Annotated in this window: 17 protein-coding genes and 1 pseudogene; 7 read left to right on the top strand and 11 right to left on the bottom strand. The window is 66.2% G+C overall.

What is annotated here, in order from left to right; genetic code table 11:
* Positions 1 to 35: 35 nt before the first annotated feature.
* From RCH21_RS10730 to lipB, 3 genes are all read right to left on the bottom strand, one after another.
* On the bottom strand, positions 36 to 788 hold the full coding sequence (locus RCH21_RS10730; RefSeq protein ID WP_326964361.1) for a DUF4191 domain-containing protein: 753 nt from the start codon (positions 786 to 788) through the stop codon (positions 36 to 38).
* Between the two features lie 72 nt (positions 789 to 860).
* Positions 861 to 1,862 carry a lipoyl synthase gene (gene lipA / locus RCH21_RS10725; protein WP_326964360.1) on the bottom strand — a complete coding sequence of 334 codons (1,002 nt, stop codon included), beginning with the start codon at positions 1,860 to 1,862 and terminating at the stop codon, positions 861 to 863.
* Positions 1,859 to 2,599: a lipoyl(octanoyl) transferase LipB gene (gene lipB / locus RCH21_RS10720; RefSeq protein ID WP_326964359.1), complete on the bottom strand. Its 741-nt coding sequence runs from the start codon at positions 2,597 to 2,599 to the stop codon at positions 1,859 to 1,861. Before lipB ends, lipA begins: the two co-directional genes overlap by 4 nt.
* A 606-nt stretch (positions 2,600 to 3,205) precedes the next feature.
* Between lipB and RCH21_RS10715 the strand changes: the two genes are divergently transcribed.
* Positions 3,206 to 5,260 carry a serine/threonine protein kinase gene (locus tag RCH21_RS10715; protein WP_326964358.1) on the top strand — a complete coding sequence of 685 codons (2,055 nt, stop codon included), beginning with the start codon at positions 3,206 to 3,208 and terminating at the stop codon, positions 5,258 to 5,260.
* A 60-nt stretch (positions 5,261 to 5,320) separates the two neighbouring features.
* On the opposite strand, the gene RCH21_RS10710 is transcribed toward RCH21_RS10715, so the two are convergent.
* A complete protein-coding gene (locus RCH21_RS10710; protein WP_326964357.1) occupies positions 5,321 to 6,217 on the bottom strand; it encodes a TIGR01777 family oxidoreductase in 897 nt (298 codons plus the stop codon).
* 123 nt (positions 6,218 to 6,340) lie between these two features.
* On the opposite strand from RCH21_RS10710, the gene RCH21_RS10705 reads away from it, so the two are divergent.
* Positions 6,341 to 6,586 carry a hypothetical protein gene (locus tag RCH21_RS10705; protein ID WP_326964356.1) on the top strand — a complete coding sequence of 82 codons (246 nt, stop codon included), beginning with the start codon at positions 6,341 to 6,343 and terminating at the stop codon, positions 6,584 to 6,586.
* On the opposite strand, the gene RCH21_RS10700 is transcribed toward RCH21_RS10705, so the two are convergent.
* From RCH21_RS10700 to RCH21_RS10685, 4 genes are all read right to left on the bottom strand, one after another.
* Positions 6,570 to 7,001, bottom strand: a complete 432-nt coding sequence (locus tag RCH21_RS10700) for an OsmC family protein (RefSeq protein ID WP_326964355.1) — start codon at positions 6,999 to 7,001, stop codon at positions 6,570 to 6,572. The genes RCH21_RS10705 and RCH21_RS10700 overlap by 17 nt on opposite strands.
* A gap of 197 nt (positions 7,002 to 7,198) precedes the next feature.
* A complete protein-coding gene (gene sucB, locus RCH21_RS10695; RefSeq protein WP_326964354.1) occupies positions 7,199 to 9,028 on the bottom strand; it encodes a 2-oxoglutarate dehydrogenase, E2 component, dihydrolipoamide succinyltransferase in 1,830 nt (609 codons plus the stop codon).
* A 159-nt stretch (positions 9,029 to 9,187) separates the two neighbouring features.
* On the bottom strand, positions 9,188 to 10,570 hold the full coding sequence (gene lpdA, locus RCH21_RS10690; protein WP_326964353.1) for a dihydrolipoyl dehydrogenase: 1,383 nt from the start codon (positions 10,568 to 10,570) through the stop codon (positions 9,188 to 9,190).
* Between the two features lie 311 nt (positions 10,571 to 10,881).
* Positions 10,882 to 12,429, bottom strand: a complete 1,548-nt coding sequence (locus RCH21_RS10685) for a leucyl aminopeptidase (RefSeq protein ID WP_326964352.1) — start codon at positions 12,427 to 12,429, stop codon at positions 10,882 to 10,884.
* 288 nt (positions 12,430 to 12,717) lie between these two features.
* Here RCH21_RS10685 and RCH21_RS10680 point away from each other — a divergent pair.
* The 4 genes and pseudogenes from RCH21_RS10680 to RCH21_RS10665 form a co-directional block, all read left to right on the top strand.
* Positions 12,718 to 13,611: pseudogene (locus RCH21_RS10680) on the top strand (proteasome assembly chaperone family protein); the annotation flags it as partial.
* 308 nt (positions 13,612 to 13,919) lie between these two features.
* Positions 13,920 to 15,260, top strand: coding sequence for an MFS transporter (locus RCH21_RS10675; RefSeq protein ID WP_120149182.1), 1,341 nt, complete (start codon positions 13,920 to 13,922; stop codon positions 15,258 to 15,260).
* Positions 15,261 to 15,391: 131 nt separating this feature from the next.
* Positions 15,392 to 16,804: a DUF4192 domain-containing protein gene (locus RCH21_RS10670; protein ID WP_326964351.1), complete on the top strand. Its 1,413-nt coding sequence runs from the start codon at positions 15,392 to 15,394 to the stop codon at positions 16,802 to 16,804.
* Between the two features lie 316 nt (positions 16,805 to 17,120).
* Positions 17,121 to 18,332: an RNA polymerase sigma factor gene (locus tag RCH21_RS10665; protein ID WP_326964350.1), complete on the top strand. Its 1,212-nt coding sequence runs from the start codon at positions 17,121 to 17,123 to the stop codon at positions 18,330 to 18,332.
* 261 nt (positions 18,333 to 18,593) lie between these two features.
* Here RCH21_RS10665 and RCH21_RS10660 read toward each other — a convergent pair whose 3' ends face one another.
* Complete coding sequence (locus RCH21_RS10660) at positions 18,594 to 18,815, bottom strand: DUF7455 domain-containing protein (RefSeq protein ID WP_120149179.1); 222 nt, start codon at positions 18,813 to 18,815, stop codon at positions 18,594 to 18,596.
* Between the two features lie 253 nt (positions 18,816 to 19,068).
* On the opposite strand from RCH21_RS10660, the gene RCH21_RS10655 reads away from it, so the two are divergent.
* Entirely contained in the window at positions 19,069 to 21,177 is a 2,109-nt protein-coding gene (locus tag RCH21_RS10655; protein ID WP_120149178.1) for a DNA gyrase/topoisomerase IV subunit B, read from the top strand.
* A 34-nt stretch (positions 21,178 to 21,211) separates the two neighbouring features.
* On the opposite strand, the gene RCH21_RS10650 is transcribed toward RCH21_RS10655, so the two are convergent.
* Together RCH21_RS10650 and RCH21_RS10645 are read right to left on the bottom strand one after the other, a co-directional pair.
* A complete protein-coding gene (locus RCH21_RS10650) occupies positions 21,212 to 22,204 on the bottom strand; it encodes a M56 family metallopeptidase (RefSeq protein WP_120149177.1) in 993 nt (330 codons plus the stop codon).
* 7 nt (positions 22,205 to 22,211) lie between these two features.
* Positions 22,212 to 22,580, bottom strand: coding sequence for a BlaI/MecI/CopY family transcriptional regulator (locus tag RCH21_RS10645; protein WP_120149176.1), 369 nt, complete (start codon positions 22,578 to 22,580; stop codon positions 22,212 to 22,214).
* Between the last annotated feature and the right edge of the window lie 191 nt (positions 22,581 to 22,771).

The raw sequence follows: 22,771 nt of genomic DNA, 5'->3' as shown, positions 1-22,771 counted from the left end.
TCTATGAGACTGTATTCGTCGAAACAGCCGCTACCTCAGCGTCCGCGCATCGCCTTGCGGTCGGGGCGCGCCTTGAAGGGGTCGACGCCCTTGGGGATCGGCAGCTTGGTGCCCAGCGCGGTCAGCCGCTTGTCGACGGCGTAGACCTCCTGCTTGGTCAGGGTCTTCTTCAGCTTCTGTACGGTCTTCGGCACCTTGGACAGGGGAACCTGGCGATCGTCCCGGCCGGTCTCGATCACATGGACAGGAACATTGGGGATGATCCGGGCCATCTTCCGCTTCTCGCCGTCCACCAACTGCTTGACCCGGGTGGACGGTCCCTCGGATACGAGGATGACGCCCGGTCGGCCGATGACGCGGAAGACGGCGTCCTGCGTGCGGGGGTTCACCGCGACGGGCTGCTCCTGCAGGATCCATCCACGGCGGAGGACGCTGAGCGCGGCACCGGCCGCTCCTGGCCGTCCTTCGATCTGGGAGAACGCTGCCCGTTCGGCCCTTCGCGACAGGATGAAGATCGCGGCGAGGAACGCAAGTGGGACGGCGATGATCATCAGGGTGATGACGTTGTTGATCAGGAGCCCGATCAGGAGACCGACGGCAATGATGCCGACGAAGGCCAGCAGCATGAACCAGACAGCGCTAGGGTCATTGCGCCGCGTCATCGTGAAGACTTCGGCGATCTGCTTCATCCGTCCGGGCTTCTTCGGGCCCTTTCCTGGCTTCGGCTTCCGCGAGAAGAAACGGCGTTTGGGCGTAGGTGAACCTGAGGAATCGATCGCGTGTGACATAGTCCTTCGATTCTACGGGATGGCCTGAGCACTACGGCGGTCGCGTACGGAGCGGTCGGGGCCGGTCGTCCGTCAGCTTGCGAGGAGGGAGGAGGCTTCCTGCATCGCCGACCCGGATTCGTCCAGGTGGGCGAGTTCAGGGGGCAGTTCGAGCCCCTTCTTCCGCATGGCACGCGCCCAGAGGCGGCCCGCACGGTAGGACGATCGCACCAGTGGGCCACTCATGACACCGAGGAAACCGATCTCTTCTGCTTCCTCGCTCAGTTCGACGAATTCGCCGGGCTTCACCCATCGGTCCACTGGTAGGTGGCGCTCGCTCGGGCGGAGGTACTGGGTGATCGTGATGAGGTCGCAGCCGGCCTGGTGCAGATCGCGAAGCGCCTCCGAAATCTCCTCACGTGTCTCGCCCATGCCGAGGATCAGGTTGGACTTGGTGACCATGCCCAGATCACGACCCTGGGTGATGACATCCAGGGAGCGCTCGTAGCGGAAAGCGGGGCGGATGCGCTTGAAGATGCGGGGGACGGTCTCGACGTTGTGCGCGAAGACCTCGGGAGCAGCATCGCAGATCGCAGCGATGTACTCGGAGCGGCCCGAGAAGTCCGGAATGAGGATCTCGACACCTGTGCCTGGGTTCATGCTGTGGATCTGCCGGATGGTCTCGGCATACAGCCAGACGCCCTCGTCGGCGAGGTCATCGCGCGCGACGCCGGTGACCGTCGCGTAGCGCAGATTCATCGACTTGACCGACTGGGCCACCTTGAAGGGCTCACTGCGGTCCAGGGGCTGCGGCTTGCCCGTGTCGATCTGGCAGAAATCGCACCGGCGCGTGCACTCCGAACCTCCGATGAGGAACGTCGCCTCGCGGTCCTCCCAGCACTCGAAGATGTTAGGGCAGCCCGCTTCTTCGCAGACGGTATGCAGGCCTTCCTTCTTCACCAGATTCTTCATGGCGACGAACTCCGGGCCGATGTTGACTTTGGCCTTGATCCAGTCGGGCTTGCGCTCGACCGGCGTCTCGGCGTTGCGCGCCTCGATGCGCAGCATGCGGCGACCCTCGGGTGCAAGGCTCACAGTAAAGCTCCTTCTGACTGGGGGTCGCGGGCGGGGCCGGGGGAGTCGGCGGCGTCAGCAGTATGTGGTCGGGGCGGCTCGGTGGCATGATCGCCTACCAGCACCGCCTCATTCTTGCGCAGTTCAGCCTCGATAAGCGAAACGATCTCCGCAGGATCGACGATCCGGCCGCACTCTTCGGAGATCGACGTGACTCCGGCATCGCTGATGCCGCAGGGGACGATCTGTTGGAAGGGTGCCAGATCGTTGCTGCAGTTCACGGCGAACCCGTGCATCGTGACACGCTCCTTGACCCGGATCCCGATTGCCGCGATCTTCCGCGCCGGTGCGCTCCCCGATGCTGCGAGCCAGACGCCCGAGCGGCCCGCGATCCTGATGCCGTCGATATCGACGTGAGCGAGGGCGGCGATGATGACCTCTTCGAGGACGTCGACATATTCGGCCACCCGTGCCGGATTCCGGAGAGCGAGGATCGGGTACCCCACGAGTTGCCCTGGTCCGTGCCAGGTGAGCTTGCCACCCCGGTCGACCGGAATGACGGGAGTCCCGTCGAAGGGCCGCTCGTGGTCCTCCGTCCGCTTGCCGGCAGTATAGACAGCCGTGTGTTCGAGCAGGAGCACGGTGCTGGGGGCCGAGCCGGCTACCACCTGGTCATGCAGCGCCTTCTGCATCTCCCAGCCCTGCGTGTACTCGATGTAGTCGGGAGCGAGTCCGACACGCGACAGTACAAGAGTCATGGTGCAAGCGTAGTCGCGTCAGCGGACACATTGCTCCGGCGCCTCCCACCGGCGACGCGGCGTCCGGGGATCGGTTGGGAGCTCATCCGAGGTCCTACATTCGCCGCACGTTCCACCGTGGCACGGCGAAGGCGCCCCCAGCCTCACCAGCCGCCACTCGCGGTCCGCGCGTCTCACCTCGAAGCGCAGGACGGGTGACGCGGCGTCGGCCGTCGCCTGGAACCGCCAGAAGTCCGTCCGGAATCCGCGGACTGTCGGATTGCTCCTGGTATCGACGGAAAGGACGGGCAGGGCATGCCAGGTGAACCAGTGCCGGCTGCACCCGACGACGCACCACTCCGCCCCCCGCCATGAGAGACGCTGAGGCCGCACCTCGCCATCGACCTCCTTGAACGTCACCGAGACGGATTCATCGCAGGGCTGCCAGGAGCCGACCGCGTCGGTGGGGCTGGGGCGTGACTTCATCATGGATGAACCTGTCTCGAATCAATCCTGGACGTTAAAATTAGAACGTTTGTTCTATTAAAGCAATCGGAGATACGCCAAGAGTCGGACCAACCTGTGGACAACTGCTGTGAGGGTGGCTGGGTGATCTAGAACTGACACATGAGCGACGTCACGCGGAAGGATCACTCCAGTACTTCCATCGAAGCGGCCGCAGCCGGCGCTCCGCCGAGCGGACCGTCAGATGGAGTGATGAACCGGAACCACGATGGCGAGCCTGAGCGCCCCGTGGTCGCAGGCCTGATCGTCGGGAGACTTCTCGGCCGTGGCGGGTCCTCCGTTGTATGGCACGTGACGGATGACGTCGGGCAGAGATTCGCGCTGAAGGTGTCAGGGACGTCGAACGTGACGGGGCCGACGTCGGGATCAGCGGCTCTATCAGTCCCGGACGCGTCGGGCCGAAGCCCACTGGGACCGGTGGCAGACTCCGGAGCGCTCAACGCTGCGGTTCCCTCGGTGCTATCTCCCGGGCGCCGAGGCCGACGCGCCGCTGATCCTCGCGCAGGTACCGCGGCCGGTGAACGACCTGCCTCGTCGTCCAGTTGGTCGCGCCCCGCGTCAGCGCCCGCGGCATCCCCGGTCAACGGACACGGGCCGCCTGCCCCCGTCCGCAGCGACGTGGCGGGCGGCGGTGCCGGACTCGACGAGCCGACGCGTGAACTGAGGCTCCTGCAGCGCTTCACCCACGAGCACCTCCTGCGGGTCCATCGCATCATTCCGACGAGCCAGGGTCCGGGGATGCTGGCGGATCTTGCGTCGGGCGGGTCCCTTCTCGGCCTCGTCACCAGCCGCGGGCCATTGCCCATCCCGGAGGTGGTGACAGCGCTGGTGCCGATAGCTCACGCGCTCCACTACCTCCATGGCGCGGGCGCGCTGCACGGCGATGTCACTCCAGGGAATATCCTCTTCACCCACGAGGGAAAGCCGTTGCTCAGTGATCTCGGCACGAGCCGGCTTCTTGGGGCTGACGACGGCGCTGCCGCCGGAACGCCCGGCTTCATCGACCCCGGGCGCAGCAGGGCCTTCGATGCCGGAACGGACGTGTTCGCCCTTGCAGCAGTGTCCTGGTTCGCGCTCACGGGAAGGGTGCCCGGGCCCACGGACCAGCGACCACCGCTCCTGCTGATCGTGCCCGACGTCCCCGCTCCGCTCATGCATCTCATCGAGGACGGGCTCAGTCCTGATCGCGATCGTCGTCCGACCGCGGAGCAGTTCGCGCGGACCCTGCTCGCGAGTTCCGCAGCCGGACCGGTGAACCTCGTGCCGGCGGTGCACTCGAGCGTGCTGCCTGAACTCCTCACGCGGCGTGCGGGTCCGCTCCCGACCGAACCCCGCTCCAGGTGGCAGCGGATGATCCGTACGCCGCGTGAGGAGCGGCGGCGGGCAGTTCCGCCATCCCGGGGACGCCCCGACCGGGCTGGTGGCCTTCCTCGTGGGTTCCCTCGCGGCAACGGTGCGGCGGGTGACTCTCATACCTCGGAGCGACGACGCGGCGATACCCGCGACGAGACCGCTCGCGGACGCCTCGCTGTCCTGGCAGGACTGCTCGCCGTCGTCCTGCTGGTGACGGGGCTGGCCCTGACCCTCGGCGGCCTACGGGAGCCGAGCGCCGCTTCGGACACATCGTCGGCCGACCCTGGCGGGTACGGGTCAGGAAGCTCGGACGAGCCGTCGGTTCCACGCGACGATGCCTTGCTGACCGGTGATCCCGCGACCGCCCTGGCTAGCCTCGCCGCCGCCCGCGCCAGGGCCTTCGCGACGGCCGATCCCACCCTCCTCATGACGGTCGATGTCGAGGGTTCACCCGCCATGAGCGCCGACCGCGCCGCCGTGCAGGCCCTTTCCTCATCCGGTCGGAGGCTGCGGGACCTGACGATCGCCATCCGCGAACCGACGGTGATGACCGAGGCCGAGCGCGCAGCTCTGCCTTCGCTCGCGGATCTACCCGCCGTCGACGACGCGCCGAATACTACGGAGGTGTCGGTCGTACGTGCGACGGCCGCCCTGTCCTCCTACACCGAAACGGGCGCGGTGCCGCTATCCGAGGGCGTCCCCGTGCCGCCGCTGATGGCGGCGGGACAGCAGGACCTGATGTTCATCCTGTGGAACTCCGGCGACGGCTGGCGCATCCACTCCGTGGTGTCGCTGCCCGCCTGAACCCACCGCTACGGTGTCGCTCGATGCGGTTGACGAGAAGACCCGGGAAGCCGCGTCGATTCAGGAGCTGACGGTCCGGCGCACCCAGGCGGCGAGCGCCTCGGGGGTCGGTTCATCGAAGGCGAAGCCGGCTCCAGCCAGGGCACGGGGCTCCATCCTCTGACTGACGAGCAGCAGCTCGTAGCCCAATTGCCCGAGGCCCGCCTTCAGGATGAACGCGGGCACGCGGAACCACACCGGTCGATTGAAGGCCTTCCCGAGCTGCAGGGTAACGGTGTCGAGGGTCGCAGGAGCCGGCGCATTCAGGTTGACCGGTCCGGACAGGGGCGCGGTGAGGAGGAACTCCAGCGCCCGCACTTCGTCATTGAGACTGATCCATGGCCACCACTGACGTCCGGAGCCGAGCGACGTGCCGGCGAAGAACCTGATGGGGATGAGCAGGTTCGGCAATGCGCCGCCTTCCTTCGTCATCACGATGCCGGTCCTCGTGATCACGACGCGGACCGGATCGGGGGCGCCGAGGGCCTCCGACTCCCACCGACGGCAGATGTCTGCGAGCAGGGTCTGGCCCGACGCGGAGGACTCGGTGAGCACCTCGTCGCCACGGTCCCCGTAGTAGCCCGACGCGGACTGGCTGATGAAGACCTCGGGCGGATTCTTCGCCTTCCTCATGGCCTGGACCAGCGTCCTGGTGGGCATGATGCGCGAGGAGTACAGCGTCTCCTTGTAGCTCCTCGTCCAGAGGCCACCGGCGATGCCGGCGCCGGAAAGGTTGATGACGGCATCCGCCTGCTCGACGGCGGCGACATCGAGGTCGCCGGACGCGGGATTCCATCGGATCTCCCGGGGTCCCTTCGGTGCCCGACGCACGAGGCGCGTCACTTCGTGGTTCTTCTCTAGCTGGCGGATGAGGGCGGTACCGATTGTCCCGGACGCGCCGGCGAGGAGGATGCGCATAGCTCCATCGAACCACTTGTCAGGAACGAAAGGTACCGGAACAGGTCGTCCCCGGCTGCCACGGGGAGAAGCGTCTGACGGACGAACGGGCGCAGTCCACAACGCAGTGCGCAGGGGGCTCCCGTGAATCGCCTCGCCTGCCTGCAGATCGCCGACAGGGTCTTCACCGGATGTATCCAGCCATCCCACGAGACCTATCGCGCTTCCATCCCAGCCCGAAGGACCTTCGGGCTGAACACGACGGAAGGACCGGGCGGAGGCCGGGAGACGAACGAGAAGGCTCCCGGACACAGTCCGGGAGCCTTCTCGTGCATCGTGTCAGGATTGCCGACGGGGCAGTACAGCCCGGGGATCAGCTTCGCAGCGTAGCCTTCAGCGAGATGTCCTTGACGCTGGCGAGGGCCTGGGAGACCGGGCAGCCTTCCTTGGCTGCCTGGGCGACGCGCTGGAAGTCATCCTCCGACAGGTCCGGAACGGTCGCGTCGAGGGTCAGCCGGATCGCGGTGATACCGGTGCCGGGCTGGAAGTCGACCTCGGCCTTGGTTTCGACGCGATCGGGCGTCTTCCCCTCTTCGCCGAGGGCGTGGCTGAACGCCATCGAGAAGCACGCCGAGTGCGCGGCCGCGATGAGCTCCTCCGGGCTGGTCTTGCCCTCGGATTGCTCCGCGCGGGCTCTCCAGGTGACGTCATAGGTACCGAGACCGGAGGAATCAAGCGTGACCTGGCCTGAGCCTGAGGGGAGGTCCCCGCTCCAGACGGTGTGGGCTGTGCGAACAGTAGCCATGATTCTCCTTGCTGTCGGACGGACGCGGAAATCGCACCCGTTACTTCCCTCCCATCCTAGGGAGCGGCGCAGCGTCGTGCCATCCAATACCGGCCACGGCCCCCAGAGCCTTCGGAGCGACGGGAACGGGTCCACCCGAAAACGACAGGAGCCGCCTCCCGGCGGGGAGGCGGCTCCTGGGTCGATGCGGCGGTGTGCTAGAGGCCGAGGTCGGCTTCGAAGGCGCCACCCTCGAGCCGGGCTTTCAGCGTCTGGAGGAAACGGCCTGCATCGGCCCCATCCACGAGGCGGTGGTCGTAGGTCAGGCTGAGATACATCATGGAGCGGATGGCGATCGTGTCATCGCCGTCCACACCGGTGATGACCACGGGACGCTTGACGATGATGCCGGTCCCGAGAATGCCCACCTGCGGCTGGTTGATGATCGGTGTGTCGAAGAGTGCGCCGGCCGATCCGATGTTCGTGATCGTGAAGGTGCCGCCCGACAGCTCGTCGGGACCGATCTGCCCGTTGCGGGTCCGCGAGCCGACGTCTGCGATCTTCTTGGCGAGTCCACCGAGGTTGAGGTTACCGGCGTCCTTGATGACCGGGACAAGTAGACCCTTCTCCGTATCGACCGCGATCGCAAGGTGCTCGGCGTCGTGGTAGGTGACTTCCTTCTTTTCCTCGTCGAAGGACGCGTTCAGCTTCGGGTGCTGCTTGAGCGCCTCGGTGACGGCCTTCGAGATGAAGGGGAGGAAGGTCAGCTTCGCGCCGTTCTGGGCCTGGAACGATTCCTTCGACGCGGTGCGCAGCTTGGCGATGCGGGTCATGTCGACCTCGATCACCTGGGTGAGCTGAGCGGAGACCTCGAGGGACTCACGCATGCGCTTCGCGATGGTCTGGCGGATGCGCGGTGCCTTCTCGACGGTGCCGCGCAGCTTCGACGGCTCTACGGCGGGTGCTGCCGGTTTCGAGGGGGTGGCGGGTGCGGCCGGAGCGGAGGCCGCCGGAGCGGACTGTGCGACGGGCTGCGCCTGCGACACCTTCTGCGCCTCGACAGCCTCGAGGACGTCCTGCTTCCGGATGCGGCCACCGACGCCGGTGCCCTTGACCGTCGACAAATCCACGTTGTTCTGGTTGGCCAAGCGGCGAACCAGTGGCGTCACGTAGGTGGAGGCCTCCGTTTCGGTGGAGGCACTGGGGGCGGGTTCCTCGACCGGCTTGGCCGCAGCCGGCTGCTGGGCGGGCGCACCACTTGCGTCGTCGTCGGACTCGGATGTGCTGGAGGCGCGCTCCGCCTCATGGTCCGAGCCGGACTTCTCGGTCGGGGCGTCGTTGCGCTCCTCGGCCGGTGCTGCCACGAGCGGCTCACCGGAGGCAGCTTCGACCTTCTTCGGCGCGCCTGCACCGGAGCCGATGACGGCGAGTACAGCACCGACCTCAGCGGTTTCGTCCTCGTTGACGCGGATCTCCTGCAGCGTGCCCGCGACTGGCGAGGGGATCTCGGTGTCGACCTTGTCGGTCGAGACTTCAAGCAGCGGCTCATCGACCTCGACATCGTCTCCGATCGCCTTCAGCCAACGGGTGACGGTACCCTCGGTGACGCTCTCACCAAGTGCAGGAAGGGTCACCTCTGTACCCTCACCTGCTTCGTCAGCCCCATCGGAGGAACCGGAGCCCGCCTCCGGTGCCTTCTCGGCGGGGGTCTCCTTCTCCGTGGAGGGTTCGGCCGGGGCGGCTTCGGCCGCCGGAGCAGCGGCTTCTTCCGCTGCGGCAGGGGCGGCACTGCCGGAGTCGCCGCTTCCGGAGCCGTCGCCGATGCGCACGAGGGGAGCGCCGACCTCGGCGGTCTCGTCTTCGGCCACCAGGATTTCCTCGATGACGCCGGCGATCGGCGAGGGGATCTCGGTGTCGACCTTGTCGGTGGAGACCTCGAGAAGGGGCTCGTCGACCTCGACGCGGTCACCGACCTGCTTCAGCCAGCGGGTGACAGTGCCTTCGGTGACGCTTTCACCGAGAGCGGGCAAGTTCACGGATTCAGACATAATGCGCCCGTTTCTCCTTTGTAGATCGTTCCTGGCAGCTGGTCGACGAGCGGGGCCGTCCAGCTGGATGTGCTTGAAATTCCTGCTCCCGAGCTTAGTCCACGCCCTCGGGGCGTGGACTAAGCTGGCGGCGCCGTGTGGCGGGCCCTACCACGTACCTCAGCCGTGCAGCGGCTTGCCGGCGAGAGCGAGATGCGCTTCGCCGAGCGCCTCGTTCTGCGTGGGGTGTGCATGGATGAGCGGAGCGACATCCTCCGGGTATGCCTCCCAGTTGACGATGAGCTGTGCCTCGCCGATCTGCTCGCCCATGCGGGAGCCGAGCATGTGGACGCCCACGATGGGGCCGTCCTTCTCGCGGACGAGCTTCACGATGCCGCCGGTGCCGATGATGGAGCTCTTGCCGTTGCCGGCCAGGTTGTACTCGTGGGTCTCGACGCGGTCGTCGCCGAACTTCTCGCGCGCTGCCTTCTCGGTGTAGCCCACCGAGGCGATCTCGGGATCGCTGTAGGTGACCTTCGGGATGTTGAGGTCGGCGACGACGACGGGCTTCAGTCCCGCGATCTCCTCCGCCACGAAGATGCCCTGCTGGAAGCCACGATGAGCCAGCTGGAGGCCGGGGACGATGTCGCCGATCGCGTAGATGGTGCCGACGCCCGTGTGGAGTCGCTCGTTCGTGATGACGAACCCGCGGTCCATGGTCAGTCCCGCCTCCTCGTAGCCGAGGTTCTGCGTCACAGGACCGCGGCCGACGGCGACGAGCATGAGATCTGCCTCGAAGGTCTTGCCGTCCTCGAGCGAGACGACGACGCCGCCGTCGTTCTGCTCGACGGACTGGAAGCGGGTACCGGTATTGAACTTGATGCCGCGCTTCTTGAAGGCGCGCTCGAAGTTCTTGACAATCGACGCATCCTCGTTCGGCACGAGCGAGGGGAGCGCTTCGATGATGGTGACGTCCACGCCGAAGGACTTCCAGACCGATGCGAATTCGCAGCCGATCACTCCGCCGCCGAGGATGATCGCCGTCTTGGGGACGAAGTCCATCTTCAGCGCCTGATCGGACGTGATGACCTTGCCTCCGATCTCCAGGCCGGGGAGGCTGCGGGAGTAGGAGCCGGTAGCGAGAACGATGTGCTTGCCCGTGTAGACGGTGCCGTCGACATCGACCGTATTCTGCGACGCGAGCCTGCCCGATCCCTCGATGACCGTGATGCCCTTGGACTTGATGAGCCCCTGGAGCCCGCGGTACTTGCCGGCGATGATGCCGTCCTTGTACGCGTTCACAGCGTTCATGTCGATCGACTCGAAGGTGGCCTTCACGCCGTACTTGCCGGCATCGCGGGCGCCGTCGGCGATCTCGGCCGAGTGCAGGAGGGCCTTCGTGGGGATGCAACCGTTGTGGAGGCACGTCCCGCCGAGCTTGCCCTTCTCGATGAGCCCCACGGTGAATCCCAGCTGCACCGCGCGAAGTGCTGCAGCGTATCCGCCGCTACCTCCACCGAGTACCAGGATGTCGAATTCTTGCGCAGTTGCCGATGCGGCCACTTGGACGCTCCCTCGCGTGATCTGTTGACGCGCCCGGCGCGTCGGTTGATAAATCGGTCGATACATCGATTGCTGGTGCGGTCGCGGTGCGAGCGCAGATGCTTCGCGTACTCTCGTTTTTCACCCTATCCCCAGTTGTGGCCGGCATCCACCTGAAGCGCACGTCGCGGCTGCCAGAGCCCCCTGATGCGCACGATATGCGCGGGGATGTGGGCAGTGTCACGTCCATCGGTGTCACCAGGGTCGGCGGTACTCACCCCAGGGGCGGAAGGGACGCCGCACCCGACGAGCGGCGCGGCGTCCCGATGTCGTCAGACCGAGCGAGCGAGCACGTCCTCGACGTACGCGAGAAGTGTGCGGACGCCGACCCCGGTTCCGGCCTTGGGGGTGTAACCGTACGCGGCACCCTCGTTGAAGGCGGGTCCGGCGATGTCGAGGTGCGCCCAGGGGATCTTCTCGCCATCGACCTGCCCCACGAACTCGCGCAGGAAGACTGCAGCAGTCATCATGCCGCCGTTGCGCTCACCGATGTTGGCGATGTCCGCGACCTGGGACTCGAGGCTCGGACGCAGCTCCTCGGGAAGGGGCATGGGCCAGAACTGCTCCCCGGCGCGGTCGGCCGCGGCCTTGACGGCATCGCGCACGCCGTCGTCGCCCATGACGCCCGAGACCCTTGTGCCGAGTGCGATCATCTGTGCACCGGTGAGGGTGGCGATATCGATGATGGCGTCGGGGGATTCCTCGCTCGCCGCTGCCAGGCCGTCGGCCATGACGAGGCGGCCCTCGGCATCGGTGTTGAGGACTTCCACCGTGCGCCCGCCGTAGATCGAGAGGACGTCCTCGGGCCGCTGGGCGGTGCCCGAGGGCATGTTCTCGGCGAGGCAGAGCCACGCCGTGACCTTGGCTGGAAGGCCCAGTTCGGCGACCGCGAGGAGGGTGGTGAGTACGACGGCGGCGCCTGCCATGTCGAGTTTCATGGTCTGCATGCCGGCGGCGGGCTTGAGCGAGAGTCCACCCGAGTCGAACGTGATGCCCTTGCCTACGAGGGCGAGGTGCACGGCGGACTTCGCGGGGGCGTACTCCACCTTGACCATGCGTGGCGGGCGCGATGACCCCTTGCCGACCCCGAGGATACCGCCGTAGCCGTCACGCTCGAGGCGCTTCTCGTCCATGATGGTGACCTTCACGGGAAGCCCGCGCGTGAGCTCCTTCGCCGCCTGGGCGAACGTCTCGGGGTAGAGGTGGCTGGGTGGCTGGTTGACGAGCGAGCGCGTGGTGTTGACGTTCTTGCCGAGGATGGCGGCGCGCCGGAAGGAAGGGACGAGATCGACGTCGTCGGCTGCGGGGGTGTGGACGACGACGTTGCGGACGGCGGTCCGGTCGGTGGCCGGGGCGACGGTGCCGTCGGGCTTCATGTTCGACTTGTGGCCCTCATAGCTGTACGCACCGAACGCTGCACCTTCTGCGACGGCGGTCGCCGCAGAAACCGATTCCGCGGGAAACGCGATGACGACGGTGTCGAGACCGGTCAGCTGGCGGACAGCGGCCCCGGCGGCGCGGCGCAGGGTCTCGGGGGCGAGCACCGCCTCTGCCGTCATCGGGCCGACGCCGGAGAGGACGAGGGAGTCCGCTCCGGTCTCGGGCAGGCCGGGAAGCCGGCGGACCTCATCCGCAGCTCCTGTGATGCCGAGTACCTGAAGGGAATCGCCGAGGGCGCGGGCTGCCTTCGCGGGCAGGGGATTGCCGAGCAGGACCGGTCCGTCCGTCCCCTTGGCAACCGCGATCACGAGCGCATCGCTCGGGATCTTCCTGATGTCCTTCGCGGAAGCTGTCAGGTGTAGTTCGGTCGTCTTGATCACGGAATCTGTCTCCTCGTGTCCGGATGGGTTGTCCAGATGCTGCATCGATCGTGGTTCCGGCATCTGGTGGTCCGAGAACCGTCCTGACGATCGTAGTCGCTGCGCCTGAGGTGACCGCCCGTGGTTTGCGCATCTCCCCTCCGGCAAGGATCGCATCGTCGGTCCGGCACGGTGTGCGGCGCGGTTCCTACCATTGTTCTCCGCCCACGACCGGGTTCCGAGGTGATCCGGAATGAAGCCGATGCAGCCGGCGTTGATGAAGACAGGACCTAACCGGAGGAAAGAGCCATGCTGGATCCACGAACCCTGTACAACATCAATACCGACATCTTCGACGACGCCACGACCAAGGGGCTGCCCCTCCTGATGAGCCTGACCGGCTTCATGGACGCCGGCCACGTGGTGTCGCAGGTCAGCGAAGAGCTCCTCGAGGTGCTCGAGCATGAGCTGGTTGCCGAGTTCGACGCCGACCAGCTCATGGACTACCGGGGCCGGCGCCCCCGGATCACTTTCGTCGAGGACCATCTCACGGATTACCAGCCCCACCGCCTCGAACTCCACCGGCTTCACGACGGGCTCGGGGAGCCCTTCCTGCTCCTGACCGGCGTCGAGCCGGACCTCCAGTGGGAGCGATTCGCGAGCGCCGTCGTCGGACTCGTCAAGGAGCTGGAGGTGTCCCTCATCTCATGGGTGCACGCCATCCCCATGCCGGTTCCTCATACCCGTCCGATCGGCGTGACGATGCACGGCAATCGCTCCGACCTCATCGACGGAATGAGCGCCTGGCGACCGACCGTCGAGGTGCAGGCGTCGATCGGCCACGTGCTGGAGATGCGCCTCATCGAGGCCGGAAACGACGTCGTCGGGCACGTCATCCACGTACCCCATTACCTCGCCGATGCAGAGTATCCGCCCGCAGCCGTGGCGGGCCTCGAGTACCTCGGGGCGACAGCCCGCCTGGTGCTGCCGACGGACAGGCTGCGCGAGACCGGGCGCGACGTCGAACGTCAGATCGCTCGCCAGGTCGGTAACTCTGCGGAGGTGCAATCGGTGGTCAGCTCGCTCGAGCAGCGGTACGACGAGCACGCCGACGGCGCCGAGCGCCGGTCGCTGCTGGTCAAGGAGAACAGCGAGCTTGCCAGCGCCGATGAACTCGGTGCAGCCGTCGAGGCCTATCTCGCCAGTCCGCAGGCGGAGGAGGAGTCGACCCTCCTCTGGGACACCGAGTTCCTGGGTACGACGCCCATCGACTACGGGAGCGGCGACGGCGGGCGGAGCGAGCAGTCGTCCGGTTCCGCGGATTCCGGGGCGTCTGCGGATCCCACGGCGGCCGACGACGGAACTCCCGACGCTGATCCCCGCCCTACGACCTGAAAGTCCGATAGCACATGAAAATGCCCTCCTGCCCCTCCGGCGGGAGGGCATCTTCATGTGCAGCAACACTCCGAAGGGCGGGTAGGGCCCGGCGGCAGCGGCGGGATACTAGGGGAGTGAATCCTTCGAGGGCGACCCTGGTCTGGGCGGCGGGTGTGGCGGCCTACCTCGTCGCAGTCACCCAGCGCACCACGTTCGGCGTAGCCGGACTGGAAGCCACGGACCGCTTCAGCGCATCAGCCTCCCAGTTGTCGGTGTTCACCGTCGTCCAGCTGCTCGTGTATGCGGGCCTCCAGGTGCCTGTGGGTGTCCTCGTGGACCGCTGGGGCCCCCGTGCGCTCATCGTGACCGGCGGCATCCTGATGGCGGTCGGTCAGGCACAACTCGCGTTCGCGGACTCCGTGGGCGCCGGCATCATCGGCCGCCTGTTCGTGGGTGCGGGGGACGCGACGACGTTCATCAGCGTCCTGCGACTGCTTCCTGCCTGGTTCGAACCCCGGCGCATACCCGTCCTGACGCAATGGACCGGAATCATCGGGCAGCTCGGGCAGGTGGTCTCGGTCATCCCCTTCGTGGCGTTGCTCTCGACCTTCGGATGGCAACCCGCGTTCCTGTCCGCGGCGGCGCTCTCGGTGATCGCCGTCGTGCTCTCCGTCAGCGTGATCCGCGATTCTCCCGTGGCCGGCTCGGAGCGCACCACCCAGACGCTCAGGGAGACCGGTGCGTCTCTCGCGGAGGCGTGGAAGCAACCCGGAACACGCCTCGGGCTGTGGTCCCACTTCACCATCCAGTTCCCCGGGACGGTCTTCGTCCTGATGTGGGGCTACCCCTACCTGGTGCGAGCGGAGAAGGTGGGGGAGGGCCCCGCGTCCGCCCTCATGACCCTCTTCGTGGCGGTGGGCATCGCCTGCGGGCCTCTCCTCGGCCGTTACGTCGGTCGGCATCCGCTGCGGCGGTCCACGATGGTGCTCGCTATCGCCGCCCTGATGTCGGGTGCGTGGCTCGCGGTGCTGCTGTACCCGGGTCCCGCGCCACTGCCGCTGCTCACGCTGCTCGTGGTGGCGCTGGCCGTCGGCGGGCCGGGTTCCATGATCGCCTTCGACTTCGCCCGCACGTTCAATCCGGCAGCCCGTATGGGAACGGCCACAGGGATCGTGAACATCGGTGGTTTCATGGCATCCCTGATGACGATGTTCGTCATCGGGGTCGTCCTCGATCTGCTGCTCGGAAGTGGTTTCTCTCAAGGTGACCTGTACGCGCTGGCATCCTTCCGCCTCGCAATGGCCGTGCAGCTCGTGGTGCTCGCGACCGGCGCCATCGCGATCGTGAGCGCCCGGCGGCGGGTTCGACGGCGGATGGCGGAACAGGGCGTCGTCGTTCCTCCGTTGCGGGAAGCCCTCGCTCGGGAACGCCGTAGACGCCGGGAGGAGAAGGCGGCCCGGAGGCGCGACAGCTAGTCATCGTGCGCCGCCGAGCGACCCTGCGGAGTCCGCGCGGCAGCGCTCTCCTATCGATAAGACAACGCGGCTTGTCCACATAGTGCTCCTGTCAGGAGCCTGACCGGAGCAGGGGCAGCAGGCTGTTCCGCATGACCTCCTCCATAAGCCCCGCACCCGGCAGCCCGACGTCCCCACCCTTTGCCGTCACATCACCGGCCGACATGCTGTCCTACATACCCCACGCCCTCGGTTTCATGCCCGAGGAGAGCCTGGTCGTCCTGACGACATCGGGCCGGAAACTGGGTGCCACGCTGCGGGTGGACCTGCCGCCGGACGGCTCCGACCTACTGGTCTTCGCTCAGGGGGTGTTGTCCTTCCTCCAGGGTGACGCCGGCGCCGACGGTTCGCTCGTGGTCGTGTACGCCCGGCAGGAATGGGCACGAGGTGCTCCCGCACCGCGTGCGCCGATGGTGCTGAAGCTCGAAGCCGTGCTGGGAGCTGCAGGATTGCCTGTGGGAGGCGGCTGGTTCGTTTCCGCAGGAGGGTGGCGCGACTACTTCTGCATGGACGCGGATTGCTGCCCCTGGCCCGGGCAGCCCCTCGACGCCGTCGTGGACAGCGCCCTGAACGCGGAACTCATCTTCGGCGGAAGTGCTTTCCATCCATCGGCCCCCGAAGCCGTCTTCCGCGAGGCCCCTGCCGTCGTCGCCAGGTCGGGGACGTCGGCTACAACCATCCCTGCTGTCGAGGATGCGCAGGCGCACTACGCCGCTTGCTGTGCGGGCCATTGGACGGATGAGGCGCAGTTCCACGCCACCTCTGCCGTCTGGGACGCCGTCCTGCAGGATGCGGGCGGGTTCCGCGTGAACGTCGAGCCCGACCTCGCCGGATTCCTGTTGGCCAGTGTCGAGTCGCGGACCATTCGTGATTTCCTTCTTGCAAGCGCGTGCGCGGGGTCGGTTACCGCCCTCGAGGGCGCAACAGCGTGCTGCCTGCTCGAGCAGTCGGAAGAGCCTGACGGGTTTCAGGAACGCGCTGGTGGCCGGGAAACCGGCCTCACCATCGGTGCGTCCGTCACGCCGTGGGTACCCGAGGTAGTCATGCCGGGCGAACTCCGCACCGCCGTTGGAGCCGCAGAGGCCGCGCTGCCCGTTGCCATCTGCAGGATTGCTTCGGGCGATAATCGTGACCCGTCCCGGCGAGAAGATGCCGGCGAGGACGCGGCCCAGTTGTATGCCGACGTTCTGGCCGGTCGATTCACAGGAAAAATCGACTGGCGTCGCGTCGATTCGATGACCCTTGTTCTCGGGGGCCTCGCCTCTGTGGCCGAGGGGGAGTCGCGCGCGGCAGTGCTGACGATGTGCGCCTGGTTCGAATATGCGCGCGGCCGGGGCTCGCGCGCAGCGGTATTCCTGGATGCAGCGGAGCAGGCGGTACCCGGCTATCGGCTCGCGCGGCTCCTCCAGGAGCTCCTGCGTCGTGGCGGACTGCCTGCCTGGGCCCGGATCCGTTCGACTGCCTGGACGGCCGAAGCAGGGCGCACTTCCCGCAGAGCGGCCTGACGGGGAGAGCTGCGCCGGGGGCCGGAAACCACGCGTCACCCCGTCGCGTTCAGCAAGCTGGGAATTTCCGACGTGACAGCGAAGCGTGAGACAATAAAGGTTGAGACCCGGTTGGGTCCGTGCACCAGAACAGCACCGAGCATCCCGTGTAGGTCGTCGCCTTGAGGCGCATGCCGAGGGGAATAGCACGGTCGGCAGGACCGTTCCAATGGGAGCAGGCCCCGCCGGGTTCGCCTGGTAACAGCGCGGACTTGACAGGGTCATAGTGGTGTTGTCCGTCTGATGGCACCACACACCGCCGTACGAAAGGTTCTCTGTGTCGGTCAAGAAGACAGCAGCACCGGCGTCGACAGACGCTGGTACCACCACTACCAAGCGACGGGTAGCGGCGAAGAAGCCCGCGACGAAGGCTGCTTCCTCCGCTGCGGCCGCAAAGGCTTCCACCTCGGATGCCCAGGATTCGGTGGACACGCTCGATGCAGCGGATCCGACCGTCGATGTCGCCGTAGACGCCGAGGACGCAAAGCCCGATGTCGCTGAGGGCGGCACCACCACCGGTTTCGTCTACTCCGACGCCGACGACGACGACGCCCCCGCCCAGCAGGTCGTCTCGGCCGGTGCCACGGCCGACCCTGTCAAGGACTACCTCAAGCAGATCGGAAAGGTCGCACTGCTCAATGCCGAGCAGGAAGTCGATCTGGCACTCCGTATCGAAGCAGGCCTCTTCGCCGAGGAGAAGATCGCGGCTGATCCGGACATGGATCCGAAGCTGAAGCGCGAGCTCGAATTTGTCATCCATGACGGCAAGAGGGCGAAGAACCACCTGCTCGAGGCGAACCTCCGCCTCGTCGTATCCCTTGCCAAGCGCTACACCGGCCGCGGCATGCTCTTCCTCGACCTCATTCAGGAAGGGAACCTGGGTCTCATCCGCGCAGTCGAGAAATTCGACTACACCAAGGGCTTCAAGTTCTCGACCTACGCGACCTGGTGGATCCGCCAGGCCATTACGCGTGCCATGGCGGACCAGGCCCGGACCATCCGCATCCCGGTGCACATGGTCGAGGTCATCAATAAGCTCGCACGCGTCCAGCGCCAGATGCTGCAGGACCTCGGACGGGAACCGACACCGGAGGAGCTTGCGCTCGAGCTGGATATGACGCCGGAGAAGGTCGTCGAGGTTCAGAAGTACGGCCGCGAGCCCATCTCACTGCATACCCCCCTCGGCGAGGACGGCGACTCGGAGTTCGGCGACCTGATCGAGGACTCCGAGGCAGTCGTTCCGGCCGACGCCGTCAGTTTCACTCTCCTTCAGGAGCAGCTCCACTCGGTGCTCGACACGCTGTCGGAACGCGAAGCAGGCGTCGTCGCGATGCGCTTCGGCCTGACCGACGGACAGCCCAAGACGTTGGACGAGATCGGTAAGGTCTACGGGGTCACCCGTGAGCGGATCCGCCAGATCGAATCGAAGACGATGTCGAAGCTGCGGCACCCGTCCCGGTCCCAGGTGTTGCGCGACTACCTCGACTGATTCAGTGAATGCCGCTCGGACAAGACGCAGGGCCCTTCCTCCGGGAGGGGCCCTGCGTCTTGTCCGGAGAACCTCCTGCGCGTGAGGTCCGGCTTCATGAGCAGGCGGGAGCACTGTGCATGAACGCCGTCGATGGTGAACAGGCCGGTCGAGCGCGACAAAAAGACGGGCCCCCTCCGGTGGAGGGGGCCCGTCTTCTCATCTTCAGCGCCTTGTACACGGGGGCGATTGCTCTGAAGTCGGTGTGCGGTGGTCCGCAGGTCAGTCAGCCGGTACGGCCGGCTTTTCGCGGAGCCGCTCGGTCTCGTCCTGCCACTCGGATGTGAGCGGCTTCAGGTTCGCTTCGACGGCGCGCGCGTGGTGGCCGCAGAACAGAAGCTCTCCACCGGAGGATTGAAGGACTGCCCGCACGTAAGCCTGGGCACCGCATCGGTCGCAGCGGTCCAGGGCAGTGAGTTCGCGAGTTGCTACTGCAGTGGTCATGATTGCCTCCTCATGTGGATCGTGTACTCATATAACCACTATTCGTTGCCACTGCTTCGCTGGCTGGGCCTCCTTTCGCTCCGGGCGTACCAGGGGTATGGGTCTCACTTCCGCAGGGGCGGGATTCCGCGACAGGACGCGCCTGCCGCAGCGTGTCGGTCCCGCGTAATAAACTGAATCGAAACCTTTTCCGCAATCACCCTCCTGACGCCTGTCCTGGATCGTGCCGTCCTGCCAAGGAGACCACTGCACTGTGACACCCCCCACTTCGGACTACACAGCCCGGCACCTCTCGGTCCTCGAGGGCCTCGAGGCGGTTCGCAAGCGTCCCGGCATGTACATCGGATCGACGGACTCGCGCGGCCTGATGCACTGCCTGTGGGAGATCATCGACAACTCTGTCGATGAAGCGTTGGCAGGATACGGGCAGAGCATCACGGTGATCCTGCACGCCGACGGGTCCGTCGAGATCCATGACGACGGCCGAGGGATCCCGGTTGACATCGAACCGAAGACCGGTTTGACCGGTGTCGAGGTCGTTTTCACCAAACTCCACGCGGGCGGCAAGTTCGGCGGCGGTTCGTACACGGCGTCGGGCGGCCTCCATGGCGTCGGCGCGAGCGTCGTCAACGCCCTGTCCTCCCGACTCGATGCGTTCGTGGACCGCGGTAGCAAGACCTATGCAATGTCGTTCCGACGGGGTGAACCGGGCGTGTTCAAGGACGCGAAGACGCCGTCGCCGACGTCCGCCTTCGAACCCTTCCTCGACGGATCGCGCCTCGAGGTGGTCGGCACGGCGAAGCGCGGGGTCACCGGCACGCGCATCAGGTACTGGGCCGACCGCCAGATCTTCACCGCAGACGCGGCATTCTCCTACGAGGAGCTTCAGACGCGGGCACGCCAGACGTCGTTCCTGGTGCCGGGACTCCGCATCGTGCTGCGGGACGAGCGGAAGATGCCGGGCACGCCCGGCGAATCCGGACCGGTCGAGGAAGTCTTCCAGCACGACGGTGGAATTTCGGAGTACGCCGAGTTCCTCGCCCTCGACGCGGCCGTCACCGACGTGTGGCGCATTCAGGGTTCCGGCCGTTTCAAGGAGTCCGTCCCCGTCCTCGATGACCGCGGCCACAGCCAGATGGCAGAAGTCGAGCGCGACTGCGACGTCGACATCGCCCTGCGCTGGGGTATCGGTTACGAGACGACTGTCCGGAGCTACGTGAACATCATCGCGACGCCGAAGGGCGGCACGCATCAGAGCGGCTTCGAGCAGGCCCTGCTGAAGACCTTCCGCAAGGTGATCGGGGACAACGCCCGCAAGTTGAAGGCCGGCAGCGACAAGATCGAGAAGGACGACGTCTTCGCAGGACTGACCGCAGTTCTCACCGTGCGGCTCGCGGAGCCTCAGTTCGAGGGTCAGACGAAGGAGATCCTCGGCACCTCGGCCGTCAAGGCCATCGTGACGAAAGTCGTCGAGAAGGAATTGCAGGCGCGCCTCTCCTCCTCTGCCCGGAATGACAAGGTCCAGTCGACTCTCCTGCTGGAGAAGGTCGTCGCGGAGATGAAGTCACGTATCTCCGCGAGGGTGCACAAGGAAACCCAACGCCGCAAGAACGCCCTCGAGACGTCGACCATGCCGGCCAAGCTCGCTGACTGCCGGATCGACGACCAGGAACGTTCCGAGCTGTTCATCGTCGAGGGTGACAGCGCCCTCGGTACCGCGAAGAATGCCCGGTCATCCGACTATCAGGCGCTCCTGCCCATCCGAGGCAAGATCCTCAACGTGCAGAAGGCCTCCGTCGGCGACATGCTCTCGAATGCCGAGTGTGCCGCACTCATCCAGGTCATCGGGGCCGGTTCCGGCAGGAGTTTCCAGCTCGATGCCCGGCGCTACGGCAAGGTCATCCTGATGACCGACGCCGATGTGGACGGTGCCCATATCCGGACCCTGCTGCTCACCCTGTTCTTCCGCTACATGCGGCCGCTGGTCGAGGCCGGACGCGTGTATGCCGCCGTGCCGCCCCTTCACCGCGTCGAGGTGATCAACGGCGGATCCAAAGCGAACGAGATGATCTACACCTACTCGGAGGCGGAACTGACACGTCTCCTCGCGGCCATGGAGAAGCAGGGCAAGCGCTACAAGTCACCTATCCAGCGCTACAAGGGGCTGGGGGAAATGGACGCCGACCAGCTTGCGGAGACCACGATGGACCCCAGGCACAGGACCTTGAGGCGGGTGCGAATCCAGGAAGCGGAGTCGGCCGAGCGGGTGTTCGATCTCCTGATGGGCAGCGACGTCGCGCCGCGGAAGGACTTCATCGTCGCTGGGGCAGCATCCCTGGATCGCGATCGCATCGACGCCTGACGGGGCGCCGATGGACTGCCAGTAGCCGGAAGCGTCAGCCGAGCAGTTCCGGAGCGACCAGCAGGGCCGGCGGCACCACGAGCAACAAGCCTGCTGTCGACAGCGCGAGCGCTTGCTGGACCCTGCCGAGGGGTGGCAGCGGAGTGAGTAACCGGCGCAGGCGAGGCGCGGTGGAGTGCGCGTCCGCGGTACCACCCGTTACGTCCGCCCCCGGGGTGGTCCCGAACCTGGTCTCGTCCGCGAGGGGATCATCAAGGGGGTCCGCTGCGCGAGGAAGTGTGCCTGCACCGACGATCACGATGGCGCGCATGAGCGTTTGTTCATCCACGTGGCGCAGCGCCTCATCGTCGGCGAGCATTTCGATCAGTTCGCTCACGGCGCGCTGCGCCAGTTGCGACGTCGGAAGCCACGGTAAGGCCGAACGCCAGGCAGCAAATGCCCACAGCAGCAGGTGGTGGCGCTGGTGGAGGTGCGCGTTCTCGTGGGTGAGGACGGCGTCGAGTTCCGCGCGGCTCAGCAGATCCATCAGGCCGTCGGACATGACGGTGACCGAGCGTGCGCCGCCGGGGAGGCAGTAGGCCACGGGAGCCGGGTGATTGATGACGAGGGTCGCTGGCTGATCGGCCGCAGGGGAGCTCAGCAGATTGAGCATGTCGCGATGGCGACGACGCTGCCGACGGATCCGGACGAACGTCAGGGCCAGGGTGAAGACGAGGTGGCCGAACAGGAGTGTTGCGGCGCTGATGGCGAAAACGTGGATCACGCCGAGGGTCTGCGCGGACCTGTCATTGAGCACGATGTCGAAGAACCCGGACGACGCCGAAATGAGATTGTCCCCCAGCGGTTCGAGGCCCCACACGAGCATGGCCCCGATCATCGACAGTCCGCCGGCAAGAGCGATCGACTGCCATAGCACCATGGCCGTGAAGGGTGCACGGGCAGGCCAGGAGGCGCGGGAAAGGGCAATGGGGGCAGGCCACGCAAGGAGGATCGCGAGGGCCGCGAGCAGGTAGGAGGCCCAGAACACGGGCGGGTCAGCTGCCGCCGAGCAGCTTGCGCAGGGTTTGTGCCTCGGTTTCGGAGACGCTGCCGATGAAGCGCGCCAGAACTGCTTCGCGATCCGGTGCGGTCACGAGTACCTCGTGCATGAGTTCAGCCGTGTGGTCCTCGCGGCTCGTCACGGATTTGTAGCGGTGGGGCCGGTTGTCGCGCTCCCGCTTGACCAGTCCCTTCTTCTCGAGCCGCGAGAGGACGGTGAGGACCGTCGTCACGGCGAGCTCGCGTCCCACTTCTCCCAGGGGCGCCTCGGCAATGGCATCCCGCAGCTCATTGGCGGTCATCGCTTCCGGCGTTGCCCACAGCAGTTCCATCACTGTGCGTTCGAGATCTCCGAGCGTTGCCATGTTCTTCCTTCGATCAATTGCGATCCCGATCCGACCTGGACCCGGATCCGCTCCCCGAAGCGAGCGATGAAGCGTGGTGCATCTAACGTACAACTTCTTGCACCACATTTCTACTCTACGTAGAAATGATGCCGTGCATGTTCTACGATAGGTAGAACAACTTGTTCTACAGACTGTAGAAGTTCCGTCGA

Origin of the sequence: Arthrobacter sp. PL16 (assembly GCF_035985055.1) — a bacterium.
Lineage (GTDB): Bacteria > Actinomycetota > Actinomycetes > Actinomycetales > Micrococcaceae > Arthrobacter_D > Arthrobacter_D cheniae.
The sequence above is the reverse complement of the archived record's forward strand: the minus strand, read 5'-3'. Positions and strand labels throughout refer to the sequence as shown.